This is a genomic window from Streptomyces sp. DSM 116795 (assembly GCF_055792905.1).
The window spans coordinates 1,100,478-1,118,261 of the sequence record NZ_CM147707.1; the positions used below are offsets into that span (position 1 = coordinate 1,100,478).

Consider the following 17,784-nt stretch of genomic DNA (forward strand, 5'->3'; position numbering starts at 1 on the left):
GTGCTCCTCACTCCGATCCGGGTGCCGTGCCCGGTGCTGTGCCGGGTGCTGTGGCCGGTGCTGTGCCGGGTTCTTCGTCGTCACCGTTCCGCGGCAGCCCCAGTACGGACAGCGCGCTGTGCATCGAGCGGTCCAGGTGACGCTCCATCATCCGGGTGGCCTCTCCCGCGTCCCGGCTGCGCAACACCGCGACGAGGTCGGCGTGTTCGACGACGGCGGCCCTGGCCCGCATCGGCCGCTTCGCCGACATCGACCTGGCGAGCGCGAGCTGGCGCTGTGCGTCCTGGGCGGCCCGCATCAGCGCCTGATTGCCGGCCAGCAGCACCAGCCGGAGATGGAAGTCCAGTTCCTGCGGGTAGGCGTGCCCGTCCGACTCCCGGATGCGGCTCTCGGTGTCCGAGAGCATGCTGTCCAGATCGTCCAGATCCTCGTCGGTGGCGCGCTCGCATGCGAGGCGCACAGCGTGCAGCTCCAGCGCGCCGCGCAGTTCGTACAGTTCGACGATGTCCTGCCGGGAGAACGTCCTGACGAAGGCGCCCCGGTGGCTGATCACCGTCAACAGCCCCTCGCTGCTGAGGCGTTGGATCGCTTCCCGCAGCGGGCCGCGGCTTATGCCGAGCTGCGCCGCGATCGCCACCTCGTTGAGCCGGTCCCCTGGGGCGATCGTGCCGTCGAGCACCATCTCGCGCAGTACGGCCTCGGTCGCCTGCGAGAAGGTGTTGTTCCTCGGCAGCGCCCGGCTCCCGGGTTCGGACATCATGTCTCCTCAGACATCGCGCAGTCGGGTCCCGGAAGTCTCCCGGAGAGTGAACGCCGTCACCAGCGTGATCAGCGCCGTCCCCATGACGAACCCGGCGGGCGCCACGGACGAGCCGGTGACGTCGACCAGCCAGGTGCAGATGTACGGCGCGGTTCCGCCCGCGACGGCACTGCCGATGTTGAACCCCAGGGCGATACCGGTGTAGCGGACCCGGGTGGGGAAGAGTTCGGCGAACGTGGAGAACGCCGCGCCCATGAGTGCGGCGTCGATCAGGCCGAGCAGCACATGGGAGACGACGGCCCAGCCGCTGCCCGCGTCGAAGAGCATGAACCCCGGGACGGGCAGCAGCAGTCCCGCGAGGGACGCGCCGATGAACACCGGCTTGCGGCCCACGCGGTCGGTGAGGGCGCCGAAGAACGGCATGAGCAGCGTGGAGACGGCGAGCGTCGCCGTCGTGGACCAGAAGGCCAGGTCCGCGGAGAGACCCACGACCTTCTGCAGGTGGATGCTCACGTAGACGTAGAAGACGTAGTACGCGGAGAACAGCAGGATGGACAGACCCACGCAGCGGGCCAGGCTGCCCGCGTGTGCCCGGAACGTCTCCACGACGGGAGCCCGGACCTTCTCCCCCTGCTCGGCGACCTGTTGGAAGTGAGGAGTGTCCGAGAGCCGCGACCGTATCCACAGACCCACGAGGCCGAGCGGGATGGCGAGGAGGAAGGGAAGCCGCCAGCCCCAGTCGGACATCGCGGCCGCGCCCAGGGTCGTGGTCAGGAGGGAGACGGTCAGGGCTGCCGCGAGCGCCCCCGCCAGCGCTCCGGTCTGTGTGGTGGAGCAGTACAGACCGCGCCGGGCGTCGGGCGAGTGCTCCGCCACGAAGGAGGCGGCGCCGCCCAGTTCGCCTCCCGCGGCGATGCCCTGCGCGCACCGGGCCAGTACGAGAAGCGCCGTGGCCCCCACGCCCATCGCCGCATAGGTGGGCAGCACGCCGATCAGGCCGGACGCGGCGGCCATCAGCACGACGGTGGCGGCGAGGGCGTTCTTGCGCCCGAAGCGGTCACCGAAGTGCCCGAAGACGATCCCTCCGACCGGCCGCAGAACGAAGGCGAGCGCGAAGGTCGCCAGGGTCGCGAGCAGTGCGGCCTGGGAGTCGCCGCTGACGAAGAAGTGCGTCGCCAGGATGGTGGCGACGTATCCGTAGACCGCGAAATCGAAGTACTCGACGACGGAACCGATGGCGCCGGCCGCGATCACGCGCGGTGAGATCTTCCGCGTGGGCCCCGCCGACTGAGCGGTGTCGGTCATGATCACCCTCCTGGCGATCCGGACTTGGTGTGCTGCCGCGGCCAACGGGCCGACGGCAGCCGATGTCTGCGCCCGGGCGGGGAAAGCCGGCGGCCGGCTTCTCGGACGCAACAGCCGCGACCTGCACCCCGGCGTCGCTGCCGGGTCGCGGACCTGGGACGCGGCCACCGTTCGCACGGAATCCGGCGAGTGCCGGCCCTGCGGACGACCGTGTCGTCTCCTGCGCTGGCAGCAGACTGACCCTGCCGACTGACAACTGTCAACAGTTTGCAGTCAGAAGAATTTCGTCGCTCTCCGCCACCCCCGGGGTATTCCGGCGGCCGTGCTCCGGCGCGCGTCACCCCGCGAGGCACCGCCTCCCGGCAACCACCCTTGCGCCTACCGCAGTTGGGCCGTCTGCACCGCGTCCGCCGGGTCCAGGTCCTTCACCATGAACGTGCACGCGTCCGCGACGCGATGGATGAGACCCGCGCCGTCCTCGTACGAGCCGCAGTCGAGATACGGAGTCGAGGGGCGGTAGCCGAGGCGCTTGTAGAGGTCCTCGGTGCGCGGGTTGTTCTTCTCGACGCCCACGCCGACGCTGAAGCGCCCCCGCGCGAGGACGAGTTGCTCGGCGGCTCGGATGAGGGCGGTGCCCAGGCTCTGGGAGCGGAGCGTCTCCGGCCAGAGGCCGAGGCCGCTGATCTCGGAGCACTCGGGGTGCACGGCTCGCACCTCCGGTGCCTGGCAGCCCTCCCAGAGGATCTCGCAGCTGCCGACGGGCAGTTCGCCGCGCCATGCGACGAGGAGGGTGCTGCCGCCCCCGCGGTGCCGTACGAAGCGGGAGGCGTGGTCGCAGGCAGCACCGGGGGAAGGCATGTGCTCGTCGAGCAATGCCACGTCCTCTTCCCGGCACTCCCTGATTTTCATTGCGGACAGACTAGATTCATCATGTGCCGTTGAGGTGGGGGTTCCGGAGGCATGTGAGGCGGAACATGCGGCTCCCTTACGGCAGAAGCTTCCGCCGGCGCCGCAGCGGCCGCCGGCGGTGAGCGGACCGCCACACCGGGAGACCGCGCGGACCGCCGCCCGAGAAGGTGGCGACGAAAGACAGCGACGATGCGGACTGCGGGCGGACCGCGGGGCGGTCAGCGTCTGGATCTGCGTGAAGGGGAGGGAACGGCCTCCTCCAGCCGCTGGAGCAGCGCCGTGACGCGCTTGGCGACCGCCTCCCTGTCCCCCTCCGTGAGCGCCGAACCCATGCCGCACGCGACGGCGCCGGCGGCGATCCACTCCGGGGCGTTCTTGACGGTGACACCTCCGGTGGGCAGCAACGGCGCCTGCGGAAGCGCCGCCCGTACGTCCTTGAGCCAGCCCGGGTCGTGACCGGAGGCGGGGAAGAGCTTCAGCGCGTCGGCGCCCAACTCCATCGCCTGCACCATCTCGGTGGGCGTGGCGACGCCGGGGAAGACGGGCACGCCGTAGCGGTGGCCGGTACGGATGACATCGGCGTCCAGGGCGGGCGAGACGAGGAAGCGGGCGCCGGCGTCGATCGCGGCGCGCGCGGAGGCCGCGTCGAGGACGGTGCCGGCGCCGATGACGCACTCCTCGTCGGTCTCGCGCCGCAGCGTGGCCACCGCGTCCAGGGCGTGAGGCGAAGTCAGCGAGATCTCCAGGCTGGTGATGCCGGCGCCGAGCAGGGTGTCGGCCGCGGCCGTGACGCGCTCGTAGCTGTCGCTGCGGATGATGGCGAAGACGCGCTGCTCAAGGGCGGTCCGGGTGATCTCCCATCGGTACACGGCAGTCGCCGCCTCTCTTCTCGTCCGGCCGGGGACGGCGAGCACCCGTCGTGGGCCGCCTCTCTCCCGCTCCCCGTCTCCAGTGCGATGCGCTCGGTCTGCTTGGTGCTTCCTCTGGTTCCCGGCCTGTGCCACGGGATGCACCGCCCTCAGCGGTGTACGGAGTCGGAGTCCTCGAGGAAGCCCGCCAGGGCCCGGTCCCGGGTGTGGGCCGTGGGCAGCCCGTCGGTGTCGCCAGGCGCCTGTACGACCAGGGCCGCGACGCATGCCGCCTCGGCCAGGGCCTCTTCGGGCTTCCGGCCGCGCAGCCAGGCCGAGAGCCAGCCGGCCGCGAACGCGTCCCCCGCGCCCACCGGGTCGCACACGGGCACGGGGAAGGGCTCCTGGGTGCACTCGCCGTCGCGGCCGAGGGCCGACGCGGAGTGATCGCGGCGCTTGACGACGACGGTGCGGGCCCTGCCCATCGTCAGCAACGCCTTCGACGTCTCCTCGGCGCCGCCGCCCAGCAGCAGTTCCAGCTCGTCCTCCCCCGCGATGACGAGGTCCGCCTCGCGCAGCAGTGGCCCCACGGTGCGGATCCACTCGTGCTCCGAGCCCAGCTTGCGCCGTACGTTCGGATCGAAGGAGACCGCGGCGCCGACCTGGCGTGCGCGCTCGACCAGGGCCCACGTGGCCTGTGCCGCCGACTCCGAGAGCATGGGCGTGATGCCCGAGACGTGCACGACCCGGGCGCCTTCCAGCATCTCCAGACGGATCTGGTCCGGAGAGAGAAGCGAGGCAGCGGAGCCCGCGCGGTAGTACTGCACGTCGATCACGCGCTGTGCGTGGCTGTCGCGCAGCAGCAGGCCGGTGGGTGCCAGCGGGTCCATCTCGGCGCCGGAGACGTCGACTCCGTCGGCGCGCAGTTCGCGGAGCACGGCCTCGCCGGCCGGGTCGTCGCCGACGCGGCCGATCCAGCGTGCCCAGTGGCCGAGGCGGGCCAGGCCCTGCGCGACGTTGGACTCGGCGCCTGCCACGGAGCGGCGGAAGGAGACCGCGCGGTCCAGCGGCATGCCGGGCTCGGCGAGCATCAGCAGCATCGCCTCACCGCATGTGATGGCCTCCGGTCCGTTTACCACCCATTTCCCCCTACACGTCTCCTCACATCTGCCACCATGGCATCACTCTCTGTGGAGACGTTACCCGTTCACACCGACAATGCCACCCCCGGGGGCGGACTTCCTCCCGCGTCGAGGAAGCGGCGAAGCGGCAGCGTGGCAGCGCCGACGGTCACCGCGTCCGGGCCGAGCCTGCACAGTTCGACGGCCGTACGGGCCGCCGGGTACCGGAGAGCGTACGCGTCCGTCGCCTCACGCACAGCAGGAAGCAGCTGTGGGCCCAGCAACAGTCCGGCCCAGCCGCCGATCACTATGCGCTCGGGGTTGAAGAGGTTGACCAGGTCTGCGATGCCCGCCCCGAGATACTCGGCGGTCTCCGCCAGCACCTCGCCGGCCAGGCGCGCCGGCGCCCCCTCGCCGCGCGCCGTGGCCAGCAGTTCTGCGAGCGCCGTCTCCTCGTCGCCGCCGGCTGCCTCGCCGCCCGCCTCCCGCCAGCGGTCGATCACCGCGGCCGCTCCCACGTACGCCTCCAGGCAGCCCCGGGCGCCGCACCGGCAGCGGCGGCCCCCGACGGTGAGCACGGTGTGGCCCCACTCGCCCGCGCCGCTGGAGGCACCGCCGTACGGTTCGCCGCCGGTGACCACGCAGGCGCCGACCCCGGAACCGATCAGCGCGATCACGGCGTCCCGGGCTCCGCGGCCGGCGCCGAACCACATCTCGGCCTGGCCGAGGGTCTTCGCGCCGTTGTCGATGTGGAGCGGTGCGCGCCGCCCCTCGGCGAGGACGCTGTCCTGAGTGATTCCGCCGGATTCGCGGAGCATGGCCTCCAGGGGGACGGCGTCCCAGCCGATGGTCTGGCCGTGCACCACCGCACCCCCGTGCGCCCGCCGCTCGACGATGCCGGGGACGCCGACGCCCACGCCCAGCAACGGACCGGTGGACGCTCCGACTTGGGCGAGCACCGAGGCGAGGCCCTTCTCGATGAGCTGGACGACGAGCGCCGCGTCGTGCCCGCCGTCGTGCAGCGGCTGTTCGCTGCGGGCCACTTCGGTGAGCATCAGGTCGAACAGCTCGACGCGCACCCGCGTTTCGCCGACGTCGACGCCGACGAGGCAGGCGCTGTGCGCCGCGACGCGCAGCAGCGTACGGGGGCGCCCGCCGTCGGAGCCGACGGAACCGGCCTCCTCCAGGACGCCCTCGGCGAGGAGTTCGGTGACGACATTGCTTATCGACCCGGAACTGAGCCCCGTCGCCGGGCCCAACTCCTGTCTGCTGAGCGGGCCTTCGAAATACAGCCGGCGCAGCACGGCCGCGCGGTTGCTCCGCCGCAGGTCGCGCACAGTTCGCCTGTCGTATCCGCCCATCAGCTGCCCTCCCCTGCCAAACGTACCTCTGTCAGAACTCTTGACGCCCCCTTCTCTCACTACTTAACTCACGGCGTGAAATTAATGGTTCGGACCATTCAGGGTCCGAACACAGCCGCCTCGGGGAGGGGCCGTCAGCCATGCGCAGAAGCCGGGCACGCAACGCCGCCGCCGTCACACTCGCCGCCGCACTCACAGCCGTCACAGCCGGCTGCGGCGGCGGCACCACGACCGACGGCGAGGGCAGCAACGAAAAGCCGAAGGAGCTCACCTACTGGGCCAGCAACCAGGGCACCAGCGTCGCGCACGACAAGCGGGTGCTCGCCCCGGAGCTGAAGCGGTTCGAGAAGAAGACCGGGATCAAGGTCAAGCTCGAAGTCATCCCGTGGAGCAGCCTGCTGGACCGCATCCTTGCCGCCACGTCCTCGGGCCAGGGCCCCGACGTGCTGAACATCGGCAACACCTGGTCCGCCTCGCTCCAGGCGACCGGCGCACTGCTCCCCTGGGACGACGAGCACATGGCGAAGGTCGGCGGAGCGAAGCGCTTCACACCCTCCGCGCTGGCGGCGGCCGGCGCCCCGGACAAGGACCCGGCGGCCCTGCCGATCTACTCGCTCGCCTACGGGCTCTACTACAACAAGAAGATGTTCAAGGACGCGGGCATCGACGGACCGCCCGAGACCTGGGACGAGCTGGTCAAGGACGGCAAGAAGCTCACCGGCGACGGCAAGCACGGCATCGCCCTCGAGGGCGGCGACCCGGTCGAGAACTCCCACCACGCCTTCATCCTCGGCAAGCAGCACGGTGCCGACTTCTTCGACGCCTCCGGCAAGCCGACGTTCGACTCGCCCGGCGCCGTCGACGCCGTCAAGCAGTACGTCGATCTGCTGGCCAACGAGAAGATCGCGTCGCCCGGCAACGCCGAGTTCGCCAAGCGCGAGTCCGTACGGGACTTCGCGAAGGGCAAGGCGGGCATGCTGCTGTGGCAGGCGGCGGGGACCGCTCTGAAGTCCAACGGCATGAAGCCCGACGAGTACGGCGTCGCACCGATCCCCGTGCAGAACCCCGGCTCGGGCGAGAAGGGCACCCGGTCGATGGTCGCGGGCATCAACCTGGCCGTCTTCAAGAACAGCGACAACATCGACGGCGCGATGAAGTTCGCGAAGTTCATGACGTCGGACGAGGAGCAGCGCACCCTCAACGCGGCCTACGGATCGATTCCTCCGGTGAAGGCGGCACAGGGCGACAAGGCCTTCGACACACCGGACTTGAAGGTGCTCCGTGAGGTGCTCACCACCTCATCCGCCCCGCTTCCGCAGGTGAAGGACGAGTCGAAGTTCGAGACGCTCGTCGGCAACGCCACCAAGGACCTCTTCGCGGACGCCGCGGCAGGACGGAAGGTGACCACCGAATCGGTCGCGAAGGAACTGTCCGCCGCCCAGCAGCAGATGCGGAAGTAAGACGGGCGATGAAGACTCCCAGCCCCCCACCCGGCACGTCCCGTCCGGACCGCACGGCCGGCCAGGCAGACAGCGATCCCCCACTCCCCCGGCGCAGGCGTATCCTCCCCGACCGCCTGCGCCGGGCCGGACTGCCGTATCTCCTGCTGCTGCCCGCGCTCGTCCTGGAGATCCTCATCCACCTCGGCCCGATGGCCGTCGGCGTGGTGATGAGCTTCAAGGAGCTGACGCAGCAGTACATACGAGACTGGAACGCGGCGCCGTGGACCGGCGCCGACAACTTCCGCATCGCCGTCGACGTCAACGCCCCTGTCGGCGAGGCCCTGTTGCACTCGTTCTTCGTCACCTGCGCATTCACGGTGCTGGCCGTCTCACTGGCCTGGCTGCTGGGAGTGACGGCGGCGATCCTGATGCAGGAGTCCTTCCGGGGACGGGCCGTGCTGCGGGCGCTGTTCCTGACGCCCTACGCGCTGCCCGTCTACACCGCCGTCATCACCTGGTCCTTCCTGCTCCAGCGCGACGGCGGCATGGTCAACCACGTCATTCACGACCAGTTGGGGCTCACCGACTCCGAACCCTTCTGGCTCATCGGCGACAACAGCTTCGCCGCTCTGGTCGTGGTCGCGGTGTGGCGGACCTGGCCGTTCGCGTTCCTCATCCTGATGGCCGCGCTGCAGAACATCCCCAAGGAGCTGTACGAGGCCGCGCACGTCGACGGCGCGGGCATGCGGCAGCAGATCCGCCGCATCACGCTGCCCTCGCTGCGCCCCGTCAACCAGGTGCTGGTGCTGGTGCTGTTCCTGTGGACGTTCAACGACTTCAACGTGCCGTACATCCTCTTCGGCAAATCGGCACCCGAGGCGGCTGACCTGATCTCGATCCACATCTACCAAGCGTCGTTCGTCACCTGGGACTTCGGCTCCGGTTCGGCCATGTCCGTACTGCTGCTGCTCTTCCTGCTGCTGGTGACGGGCGGCTATCTGCTGGTGACCGGTGCGGGGAGGAAACGTGATGTCTGAGGCGACGGCAACCGCCGCCGCGGGCGGAACCGCGGACCGTGCGGCGGGCGGCACGGCGGGCGCCACGGCGGGCGAGGGCACCGCGGGCGGCACGTCACGGAGGCCCGACGGGCCCCTGGCGGGGCTGACTTCGGGTGCGGGAGGGCGGAAGGGCCCGCGCCGGGTCTCCCCCACCGCACCGCCCCGGTCGTTCATCTGGACGCGGCGCATCGTCCTCACCCTGCTCACGCTCTTCGCGGCGACGCCGCTGCTGGTGATGGTGAGCAGTTCGCTCAAGCCGCTGCAGGACGTCTCGGACCGCTTCCGGTGGATACCGAGCAGGCTTACGATCAGTCCGTACGTGGACATCTGGAGCACGGTGCCGCTGGCGGACTACTTCCTCAACTCGCTGATCGTGGCGGGCGCGGCGACCGGCTGCTCGGTGGTCATCGCCACCTTCGCGGCCTACGCCGTCAGCCGCTACCGCTTCCGCGGCAAGCGCCTGTTCACGGTCACGATCCTCTCGACGCAGATGTTCCCCGGCATCCTCTTCCTGCTGCCGCTGTTCCTCATCTTCGTCAACCTCGGCAACGCGACGGGCATCGCGCTGTACGGCTCGCGCGGCGCGCTCATCGTCACCTACCTCACCTTCACGCTGCCCTTCTCCATCTGGATGCTGATCGGCTACTTCGACTCCATCCCGCGCGACCTGGACGAGGCGGCCCTCACCGACGGCTGCGGACCGCTCGGCGCGCTGGTGCGCGTCGTGGTGCCGGCGGCGGTGCCGGGCATCGTCGCCGTCGCCGTGTACTCGTTCATGACGGCGTGGGGCGAGGTGCTCTTCGCGTCCGTCATGACGAACGAGACCACCCGCACCCTCGCCATCGGGCTGCAGGGCTACGCCACGCAGACCCAGGTCTACTGGAACCAGGTCATGGCCGCCTCGCTCGTCGCGAGCGTGCCGATCGTCGCCGGGTTCCTGCTGCTGCAGCGCTATCTCGTCACCGGTCTCACCGCGGGGGCGGTCAAGTGAACCCCGACTGACCGGCCCGGCCCGGCCGCCGGGACGCCCGGCTCACCGGCCCCGACCCACCGGCCCTGACCCACCGGCCCGGCCGCCGGGCCGCCGTGACGGCACGGTCCCTCCGCCGTGCCGCCGGGCCGTCACGCCTGCCGCCGGCTCCGCCTGCCCCGACTCCCGCCCGCAGCAAGCCTGTTCGCCCCGTTCCGGCTCGTTACGTACGAAAGGAAGTCCGTGTCCGAAGTGACCGAAGCCTCCCCCGCCCCCGCGGCGTCACCGCTGGCGCTGCCCGCCGATTTCCGCTGGGGCGTGGCCACCGCCTCGTACCAGATCGAGGGCGCCGCCGCCGAGGACGGCCGCGGCCCGTCAATCTGGGACACCTTCTGCCGGGTGCCCGGCGCGGTCGCGAACGGCGACAACGGCGACGTGGCCTGCGACCACTACCACCGCTGGCGCGAGGACATCGCGCTGATGAAGCAACTGGGCGTGGACTCCTACCGGTTCTCCATCGCGTGGCCCCGCGTGGTGCCCGACGGCAGCGGGAAGACCAACGAGGCCGGACTGGCCTTCTACGACCGGCTCACCGACGCCCTGCTGGAAGAGGGCATCACGCCCTTCCCCACGCTCTACCACTGGGACCTGCCGCAGGCGCTCCAGGACCGCGGCGGCTGGCCCGCGCGGGAGACGGCGGAGCACTTCGCCGCGTACGCCTCGGTGGTGGCCGGACGGCTCGGTGACCGCGTGACGCACTGGGCAACGCTCAACGAGCCGCTGTGCTCGGCCTGGATCGGCCACCTGGAGGGCCAGATGGCACCCGGGCTGCGGGACATCGGGGCCGCGGTGCGCGCCTCGTACCACCTGCACCTGGGGCACGGCCTCGCGGTGCAGGCGATCCGGGCGGCGTCCGCGGGCGCGCAGGTGGGCATCGTCAACAACCTCACCCACTGCGAGCCGGCGTCCGCCAAGGAGGCCGACGTAGCAGCCGCGCGGCGCGCCGACGGGCACGCCAACCGCTGGTGGATGGACCCGTTGCACGGCCGGGGCTATCCGCAGGACATGCTGGAGCTGTACGGGGTCGAACTCCCCGAGCAGCCCGGCGACCTGACGACCATCGCCGAACCGCTGGACTGGCTCGGCCTGAACTACTACTTCCGCGCCCTCGTCGCCGACAACCCCGGCGGCCCGCTGCCCCACGCCCGTCCCGTCGTACCGGCCGGCGCCCGGCGCACCCACATGGACTGGGAGGTGCACCCGCCGGGCCTGACCAAGACGCTGGTGCGGATGACCGAGGACTACGGAGCCCGCTGCCTGTACGTCACCGAGAACGGCTCGGCCTACCCGGACGTGGTGGGCCCGGACGGCCAGGTCGACGACCCGGAACGCGTCCGCTACCTGGACGAGCATCTCGCGGCGTGCGTGGACGCCGTCGAACAGGGCGTGCCGCTGGCCGGCTACTTCGCCTGGTCGCTGATGGACAACTTCGAGTGGGCCTACGGCTACGACAAGCGCTTCGGACTCGTCCACGTCGACTACTCGACACAGCGGCGGACGATCAAGGGCAGCGGCCACCGGTACGCGGACTTCGTCCGCAGGCACCGGCGCCGCGCACGGCGCGCGGCGTAGCGGGCCGGCCGTCACGGCCACCGCTGCCCCGCCGCCGGCTCTACACGCTCGGCCACATCTCCGAGTTCGTGGAGCGCGGCGCCCACCGCGTCGGCTCGACCACGCAGCAGCCGGGCGGAGTCGAGGACGTGGTCTTCGAGAACCCGGACGGCTCACGGGCGGCCGTCGTCCTCAACTCCGCGGGTTCGGCTCGGAAGTTCTCCGTCACCGAGGCCGGTCGCTCGCTGGCGTACGAGCTGCCGGCGGGCGCCGTCGCGACCTTCAACTGGCCCGGGGCGCCCACAGGCTGACCGGCCTGCGGTCTACGGCTGCCGGTCGGCCGGCAGCCGGAGACCGGTGCTGCCGACACGCGTCAGCAGCTGAAGTCGACCTTGTCGAACGACTCGTAGTGGTCCTCGGTGAAGTAGTCCTCCTGCTTCTCCTCACCGGTCACGATGCGCTTGGCCCCGCGGTCGTCGGAGCCGGGCGTCTCCACGGTGTACTCGTGGTAGTAGCCCTCGTTCTGGTCAGGGAGGATGCCTTCGCGGTTCTGGAAGACGGTTCCGTCCTGCGGGTACGGGTAGGGGCCGCCCTTGTCGATGAGGTCGAGGGTCTCGTGTGCCTCCTTCGGCAGCTTCGACTCGCAGATCTCACCGACGTCCGCGGGTGCGACCGCCGCCGGGGCCGAGGCCTTCGGGGCGTCCGCGGTCGCCTGCGCGATGGCGGCCGGACCGCCGACGAGGAGGGTGAGGGACAGGGCACTGAGGGCGCTTACGCGCGCGATTCGTGGGGGGAATCTCATGCATCCATGCTGACGCGCGTAGATGACATGTCAACGCCAAGTGGAGGATTTTTCCCGGGTGTTCACGTCCCGTCCGCTCCTGCCGGCCCCTCGGAGCCAGGTCAGCGGGGGTGCCGCCGTCCGGCCGGTCTGAAGTGCCGGTCGCCGGGCTCCCGCAGGGTACGGCCTGAGTCGTGCACTCTTGCCTTTTTCCGCATTATCTGCCTTCATCTCCGGTACCGGACTGCCCCGGGCAGTGCGGGAAGTCTAAGCTGGACCAGGCGCACCGGACCGTCCTGCCGCCGACCGACGGTCACGGTGCCCGGCGCACAGCACGGCAAGCCCGCACCGAATGAGAACCGCCTCGCACAGGATGTTCCCCGGCCCGCCCACGGCGGGCCCCGGACATCGGAGGCCCGGGACGACGCTCACCAGGAAGTGGGCAAAGAGACGAGCGACAGTGGTCAGTGAGCGCATGGCGGCAGTCTTGGCGCGGATCGCCTCGAACGGCGACCTGACCGAGGCGCTCGGTGGCGAGGCAGCAAACCTGGTGGGCGTCAGCGGGCTTGGCGCGGTTCTGACCACCGCGGCGGGGACCGCCGACAGCATCTGGTCCACCGGGGCCACCAACACCGCTTTGGGAAACCTCCAGTTGACGCTGGGAGAGGGCCCATCCGTCGACGCAGCCCGGCACGGCGTCCTGGTGCTCGAACCGGACCTGGCCGATTCGCCGATCACACGCTGGTCGGCCTTCGCCGGCGCTGCCGGCGAACTCGGGGTGCGCGCACTGTTCGCGTTCCCGCTGCGGATCGGTGCGATCGGTCTCGGCGTACTGGAACTGCACCGCGATACGCCGGGTGTGATGAGCACCAGCCAGATCGGTGACGTGCTCGTCCTCGCCGATACGCTGACCGCACGTCTGCTGCGGCTGTCCCTGCACGGCGAGTTCGTCGTCCTGCGTACCGCGGTGCACCAGGCCACCGGGATCATTGCCGCACAATTGGGCATCAGCCTGGCCGAGGCGCTGCTCCGCTTGCGGGGCCACGCCTTCGGCAGCAACCGGCCCATCGACGAGGTCGCCGCTGACGTCGTGGCGCACCGCCTGGACTTCACCGACTGCCTATGACGAACCGACCCGCGCATGCCAACCTGGAAAGACAGCCTTGCCGCTCGGCGGCGGGCGCCCGACTGGAGGAAGACGCACGATGCGTGAACAACAACTGGTCGCGGTGTTCGTGGAGTTGGCTGACACTCTCGTCGACGACTTCGACGTCATAGACTTCCTGCACACCCTGGCCCATCGCTGTGTGGAACTGCTCGACGTGCAGGCCGCCGGAATCATGCTCGGCGACCAGCACGGCCGGCTGCGGTCGGCTGCGGCCTCCTCGGAGCACGCCCGGCTCCTCGATCTCTTCGAGTCGCAGACCGAGGCCGGCCCCAGCGTGGACTGCTTCCGCAGTGGCCAACCACTGATCAACGCCGAACTCGACAACCCGCGCTGGCCGCGCCTCAACGAGGCCGCGCGCGAGGCCGGCTTCGCCTCGCTCCACGCACTCCCACTGCGTCTGCGCGGCGACGTCATCGGCGTCCTGAACCTCTTCCACGGTGAGCCCCGCACGCTGCCCGACGCGGACGTTCACGTCGGGCAGGCCCTTGCGGACATCTCCACCATCAGCATCCTGTCCCAGCGCAGTCTCCGCGAGGGTGAGATCCTCGCCGGCCAGCTGCAGAACGCCCTGACCAGCAGAGTGACGATCGAGCAGGCCAAAGGCGTGCTGTCGGTGCGGCTGAGGGTGCCGTTGGATGAGGCATTCACGGTGATCCGGGATCACGCACGGACTCACCACGAGCGACTGTCCGACGTCGCCCGCCGGATCACCGAGGGTGATGCGGCGCTGCTCTCCGCGCTGGCGGGGGACGGCCCGTCAGAGCCGTCGACCACCGGCATCGACGCGCCACCCCCCGGCTCGGGCTGAGCGGTCGGGGGACGGGCGTTCACGCCCCGGAAGAGTTGCGCCCGTGGTGTTCTTCGAGGTCGCGCGCGCCCTGGGCGGTGAGAGACCCGTACAGCCGGAGCCGGGCGATACCTCCGTCGGGGAAGATGTCCAGCCGTACGTGGGTGACGGGCGCGGCGCCGGCGGGCAGCACGAATCGGTGCACGGTGTCCGGCTGGATTGCGGTGCGCGGCAGCAGCTCACGCCATTCGCCGTCCTCGCCGTCCTTGGCCACGAGTGCGGCCCAGCCCGCGGCGTTGCCCTTCAGGAAGCCGGTGTCGATCTCGACGGCGCGGACCTCCGCCTGGGCCGTCAGCGCGTAGCGGATCCAGTCGTTGCCGGTGTCGCGGCGGCGGCGGGTCTCCCAGCCGTCGTCCATCTGCCGTGAACGGTCGGGCAGGATCGTGTTGCCCGGCGCCGAGTAGAAGCGGTCGGAGGCGTCCTGCACCGCGCCGCCGTTCTCCAGTGCGACGAGGTCGAAGGTGCCCAGGGCCGTGAGCCACCCGGGATCGGGGACGACTTCGCCGTACACGCGCAGCCGTGCGACGCCGCCGTCGGGGTGCTGGTTGAGGCGCAGATGCGTGAAGCGGCGGGCGTCGTCGACGGTGAAGCCGTTGGCGGCGTGACCGCCGACGGCGGTCTCGGGGACGAGGACGGTCCACTCGGTGCCGTCCGCGAGCAGTTCCCCGGGCGAGGGCGCACCGGGCACGCAGGCCGCCTCCACGGAGACCGCCCGCGGGTGGTTGCCGCGGAAGTGCGCGGTGTCGACGACGATGCCGTGCACGACGCCGGGGGCTCCCAGCCGGACCAGGGCCCAGTCGTGGTCGTCCGCGGACGGGTGCGGGTGCCCTGGGCCGGTGCCGCGCCGGCGCCGCGTCTCCCAGCCGTCCATGATCTTGCCCTTGTGGCCGAAGCGTTCGGGGTCGAATTCGGCGCGCCCCGTCTTCAGCAGGTTCTCGCGCTCGGCGAAGAACTCGTCGTTGGCGGCGATCACGCCGGCACCGAGGCGGCGGTCGGCGAGGTCGGCGAGGTGGGTGAAGGGGAGTTCGGCGGTGCGGTAGTCGGCGTACGGGTCGCCGCCCGCGTACGGGCTCGCGGCACCGGTGAAGCGCGCGACGTGCTGTGCTGCTGTCATGCCTGTCATTCGGTGGGCCTCTCGATCAGTCGTCCGGTCTGCCGGAGGACGCGGCCGGCGTCTCCGGCCTCGGTGATCCGCTGCCCGCGCAGCCAGGTGGCGCGTACGACGCCGTGCAGCGTGCGGCCCGCGTATGCGGTGACGGGGTTGCGGTGATGGAGCCGCGCGGGGTCGACGGTGAACGTCTCCTCGGGGGCGAGGACGGCGAAGTCCGCATCGTGTCCGGGTGCGATCGCCCCCTTGCGTCCGCCGAGCCCGGCGAGCCCGGCCGGCCCCGAGGACATCCAGCGCACGACGTCGTCGAGGGAGTGGCCCCGCTTCCGGGCTGCGGTCCACACCGCCGGCAGGCCGAGCTGGAGCGAGGAGATGCCGCCCCAAGCCGTGCCGAAGTCGCCGTCCTTGAGTTCGGCGGTGCAGGGCGAGTGGTCGGAGACCACGCAGTCCACGGTGCCTTCGGCCAGGCCCTGCCAGAGGGCGTCCTGGTTGGCGCGCTCGCGGATGGGCGGACAGCACTTGAACTCCGTTGCGCCGTCCGGGACTTCCTCGGCCGAGAGGGTGAGGAAGTGGGGGCAGGTCTCGACGGTGAGCGCCACGCCTTCCCGGCGGGCCCGTGCGATGGCCGGCAGTGCGTCGGCCGAGGAGAGATGCAGCACGTGCACGCGTGCGTCCAGCTTGCGGGCCAGTGCGATGAGACGGTCGATCGCGTCGTTCTCCGCGGCGCGCGGGCGGGAGGCGAGGAAGTCCGCGTAGGCGGGGCCGCCCTTCTGCGGTGCGGCGGTCAAGTGCGAGGGGTCCTCGGCGTGGACGATGAGCAGCCCGCCGAATCCCGCGATCTCCGTGAGCGCCGACTCCAGCCCGGCCGGGCCGAGTTCGGGGAACTCCTCCACGCCGGAGGGCGAGAGGAAGCACTTGAAGCCGAACACTCCGGCGTCGTGGAGCGGGCGCAGGTCCGCCACGTTGCCGGGGATCGCGCCGCCCCAGAATCCGGTGTCGATGTGGGCCTGTCCGCGTGCGCTGTCCTGCTTCGTACGCAGGTGGGCGACGGTGGTGGTCGGCGGCAGGGAGTTGAGCGGCATGTCGAGAAGCGTGGTGATGCCGCCCGCGGCGGCCGCGCGGGTGGCGGTCGTGAAGCCCTCCCACTCGCTGCGGCCGGGGTCGTTGACGTGGACGTGCGTGTCGACGAGACCCGGGAGCACCACGTCGTCGCCCGCGTCCACCAGCCGTGCTCCGCCGGGCACCGGCATGTCCCGCGGACCGACCTGGACGATCCGGCCGTCCGCGACGCTCACCGACGCGGCACGCGTACCCTCGGGTGTGACGACGCGCGACGAGCGCAGCACGAGTTGGACGCCGGGCACCGGACCACCCCTTCTCTTCAACAATCTGTTGATGCCAGATCTTCTTGGCAGATCACTGCCCCGTCAAGACACACACATGGTGGATTCCGCAAAATGGAACTATGATTCCGCCATGCAGAAACCCGACTCGGGTCGTCCGCGGTGCTCTGCCCGAAGATCCGCACGGTGAGCGGCCACAGGGGACGGTGATCCCGTGCCGGTAGCATGCGCCCACCCGCAGGAAAGGAACGCGACGTGCCGTCGTCCGACCGGCGAGAATCCGCCGCCACCGCCGCACACACCTCCACGGCCGCCACGGTCTCCACGGGCCAGTCGGGCGGCGTCCAGTCCCTGGAGCGCGCCTTCGACCTGCTGGAGCGGATGGCCGACGCGGGCGGAGAGGTCGGGCTGAGCGAGCTGTCCGGCAGCAGCGGGCTGCCCCTGCCCACCATCCACCGGCTGATGCGCACTCTGGTGGCCTGCGGCTACGTACGACAGCACCCCAACCGGCGCTACGCGCTGGGCCCCCGCCTCATCCGCCTCGGCGAGAGCTCCTCGCGGCTGCTGGGCACCTGGGCGCGCCCGTATCTCGCGCGCCTGGTCGAGGAGACGGGCGAGACCGCCAACATGGCGCTGCTGGACGGCGACGAGGTGGTCTACGTGGCGCAGGTGCCCTCGCGGCACTCGATGCGGATGTTCACGGAGGTCGGACGGCGCGTGCTGCCGCACTCCACCGGGGTGGGCAAGGCGCTGCTCGCCGGCAGCTCGCCCGACGAGGTGCGCGCGGTGCTCGAACGTACGGGGATGCCCGCGGCGACCGAGCGGACGATCACCACGCCGGAGGGCTTCCTCGCGGCGCTGGAGCACGTCCGCGAAGTCGGCTATGCGATGGACGACAACGAGCAGGAGCTGGGGGTGCGCTGCATCGCGGTCTCGGTGCCCGACTCCCCCACGGCGGCGGCCATTTCGATCTCCGGCCCGGCGGGCCGGGTCACGGAGGCGGCCACGGACAAGTTCGTACCGCTGATGCACGAGGTCGCCGAGCAGCTTTCGAAGGCGCTGGCCACCACGGGCTCGGGCAGCGGCGGCTGAGACCTCCGGCCGGCGGCCGACGGATGACGGGCACCGGCCGCCGGATGAACGGGCACCGGC

General features: G+C 70.9%; 16 protein-coding genes and 1 pseudogene. 8 read left to right on the forward strand and 9 right to left on the reverse strand.

Going from position 1 to position 17,784, the window contains the following annotated elements:
- Positions 1–7: 7 nt before the first annotated feature.
- From ACSMXX_RS04705 to ACSMXX_RS04730, 6 genes are all read right to left on the reverse strand, one after another.
- Positions 8–760: a GntR family transcriptional regulator gene (locus ACSMXX_RS04705; protein WP_473182772.1), complete on the reverse strand. Its 753-nt coding sequence runs from the start codon at positions 758–760 to the stop codon at positions 8–10.
- Between the two features lie 6 nt (positions 761–766).
- Entirely contained in the window at positions 767–2,065 is a 1,299-nt protein-coding gene (locus tag ACSMXX_RS04710) for an MFS transporter (RefSeq protein WP_473182773.1), read from the reverse strand.
- 378 nt (positions 2,066–2,443) lie between these two features.
- A complete protein-coding gene (locus ACSMXX_RS04715) occupies positions 2,444–2,974 on the reverse strand; it encodes a GNAT family N-acetyltransferase (protein ID WP_473182774.1) in 531 nt (176 codons plus the stop codon).
- Positions 2,975–3,192: 218 nt separating this feature from the next.
- On the reverse strand, positions 3,193–3,843 hold the full coding sequence (locus ACSMXX_RS04720) for a bifunctional 4-hydroxy-2-oxoglutarate aldolase/2-dehydro-3-deoxy-phosphogluconate aldolase (RefSeq protein WP_473182775.1): 651 nt from the start codon (positions 3,841–3,843) through the stop codon (positions 3,193–3,195).
- Between the two features lie 149 nt (positions 3,844–3,992).
- Entirely contained in the window at positions 3,993–4,961 is a 969-nt protein-coding gene (locus ACSMXX_RS04725) for a sugar kinase (protein WP_473182776.1), read from the reverse strand.
- Positions 4,962–5,029: 68 nt separating this feature from the next.
- Positions 5,030–6,304, reverse strand: coding sequence for an ROK family transcriptional regulator (locus tag ACSMXX_RS04730; protein WP_473182777.1), 1,275 nt, complete (start codon positions 6,302–6,304; stop codon positions 5,030–5,032).
- 140 nt (positions 6,305–6,444) lie between these two features.
- Here ACSMXX_RS04730 and ACSMXX_RS04735 point away from each other — a divergent pair, with 140 nt between their 5' ends.
- From ACSMXX_RS04735 to ACSMXX_RS04755, 5 genes and pseudogenes are all read left to right on the forward strand, one after another.
- On the forward strand, positions 6,445–7,764 hold the full coding sequence (locus ACSMXX_RS04735) for an ABC transporter substrate-binding protein (protein ID WP_473182778.1): 1,320 nt from the start codon (positions 6,445–6,447) through the stop codon (positions 7,762–7,764).
- Between the two features lie 8 nt (positions 7,765–7,772).
- Positions 7,773–8,783, forward strand: coding sequence for a carbohydrate ABC transporter permease (locus ACSMXX_RS04740; RefSeq protein WP_473182779.1), 1,011 nt, complete (start codon positions 7,773–7,775; stop codon positions 8,781–8,783).
- Entirely contained in the window at positions 8,776–9,795 is a 1,020-nt protein-coding gene (locus ACSMXX_RS04745; protein WP_473182780.1) for a carbohydrate ABC transporter permease, read from the forward strand. Before ACSMXX_RS04740 ends, ACSMXX_RS04745 begins: the two co-directional genes overlap by 8 nt.
- Before the next feature lie 222 nt (positions 9,796–10,017).
- Complete coding sequence (locus tag ACSMXX_RS04750; RefSeq protein WP_473182781.1) at positions 10,018–11,406, forward strand: GH1 family beta-glucosidase; 1,389 nt, start codon at positions 10,018–10,020, stop codon at positions 11,404–11,406.
- A 41-nt stretch (positions 11,407–11,447) separates the two neighbouring features.
- Positions 11,448–11,696: pseudogene (locus ACSMXX_RS04755) on the forward strand (glycoside hydrolase family 30 beta sandwich domain-containing protein); the annotation flags it as partial.
- Between the two features lie 62 nt (positions 11,697–11,758).
- On the opposite strand, the gene ACSMXX_RS04760 reads toward ACSMXX_RS04755, so the two are convergent.
- Positions 11,759–12,187 (reverse strand): guanyl-specific ribonuclease, encoded by a 429-nt coding sequence (locus ACSMXX_RS04760; protein ID WP_473182782.1) that lies wholly within the window; start codon positions 12,185–12,187, stop codon positions 11,759–11,761.
- 454 nt (positions 12,188–12,641) lie between these two features.
- Between ACSMXX_RS04760 and ACSMXX_RS04765 the strand changes: the two genes are divergently transcribed.
- Both ACSMXX_RS04765 and ACSMXX_RS04770 read left to right on the forward strand, forming a co-directional pair.
- Complete coding sequence (locus ACSMXX_RS04765; RefSeq protein WP_473182783.1) at positions 12,642–13,292, forward strand: ANTAR domain-containing protein; 651 nt, start codon at positions 12,642–12,644, stop codon at positions 13,290–13,292.
- Positions 13,293–13,371: 79 nt separating this feature from the next.
- The gene (locus ACSMXX_RS04770) at positions 13,372–14,142 is read left to right on the forward strand and encodes a GAF and ANTAR domain-containing protein (RefSeq protein ID WP_473182784.1); all 771 of its coding nucleotides are present in this window, start codon (positions 13,372–13,374) and stop codon (positions 14,140–14,142) included.
- 19 nt (positions 14,143–14,161) lie between these two features.
- Here the strand turns inward: ACSMXX_RS04770 and alc are convergent, their stop codons facing one another.
- Both alc and allB read right to left on the reverse strand, forming a co-directional pair.
- Positions 14,162–15,295 carry an allantoicase gene (alc, locus tag ACSMXX_RS04775; RefSeq protein WP_473182785.1) on the reverse strand — a complete coding sequence of 378 codons (1,134 nt, stop codon included), beginning with the start codon at positions 15,293–15,295 and terminating at the stop codon, positions 14,162–14,164.
- 5 nt (positions 15,296–15,300) lie between these two features.
- Positions 15,301–16,653, reverse strand: coding sequence for an allantoinase AllB (allB, locus tag ACSMXX_RS04780; protein ID WP_473182786.1), 1,353 nt, complete (start codon positions 16,651–16,653; stop codon positions 15,301–15,303).
- A gap of 204 nt (positions 16,654–16,857) precedes the next feature.
- Here allB and ACSMXX_RS04785 point away from each other — a divergent pair, with 204 nt between their 5' ends.
- The gene (locus ACSMXX_RS04785; protein ID WP_473182787.1) at positions 16,858–17,724 is read left to right on the forward strand and encodes an IclR family transcriptional regulator; all 867 of its coding nucleotides are present in this window, start codon (positions 16,858–16,860) and stop codon (positions 17,722–17,724) included.
- The last annotated feature ends 60 nt before the right edge of the window (positions 17,725–17,784 follow it).

Coding starts and splice junctions, on each gene's coding strand:
- ACSMXX_RS04705 (WP_473182772.1), bottom strand. CDS start 760: ATGATGTCCGAACCCGGGAGCCGGGCGCTGCCGAGGAACAACACCTTC.
- ACSMXX_RS04710 (WP_473182773.1), bottom strand. CDS start 2,065: ATGACCGACACCGCTCAGTCGGCGGGGCCCACGCGGAAGATCTCACCG.
- ACSMXX_RS04715 (WP_473182774.1), bottom strand. CDS start 2,974: ATGAAAATCAGGGAGTGCCGGGAAGAGGACGTGGCATTGCTCGACGAG.
- ACSMXX_RS04730 (WP_473182777.1), bottom strand. CDS start 6,304: ATGGGCGGATACGACAGGCGAACTGTGCGCGACCTGCGGCGGAGCAAC.
- ACSMXX_RS04735 (WP_473182778.1), top strand. CDS start 6,445: ATGCGCAGAAGCCGGGCACGCAACGCCGCCGCCGTCACACTCGCCGCC.
- ACSMXX_RS04740 (WP_473182779.1), top strand. CDS start 7,773: ATGAAGACTCCCAGCCCCCCACCCGGCACGTCCCGTCCGGACCGCACG.
- ACSMXX_RS04745 (WP_473182780.1), top strand. CDS start 8,776: ATGTCTGAGGCGACGGCAACCGCCGCCGCGGGCGGAACCGCGGACCGT.
- ACSMXX_RS04760 (WP_473182782.1), bottom strand. CDS start 12,187: ATGAGATTCCCCCCACGAATCGCGCGCGTAAGCGCCCTCAGTGCCCTG.
- ACSMXX_RS04765 (WP_473182783.1), top strand. CDS start 12,642: ATGGCGGCAGTCTTGGCGCGGATCGCCTCGAACGGCGACCTGACCGAG.
- ACSMXX_RS04770 (WP_473182784.1), top strand. CDS start 13,372: ATGCGTGAACAACAACTGGTCGCGGTGTTCGTGGAGTTGGCTGACACT.
- alc (WP_473182785.1), bottom strand. CDS start 15,295: ATGACAGCAGCACAGCACGTCGCGCGCTTCACCGGTGCCGCGAGCCCG.
- ACSMXX_RS04785 (WP_473182787.1), top strand. CDS start 16,858: ATGCGCCCACCCGCAGGAAAGGAACGCGACGTGCCGTCGTCCGACCGG.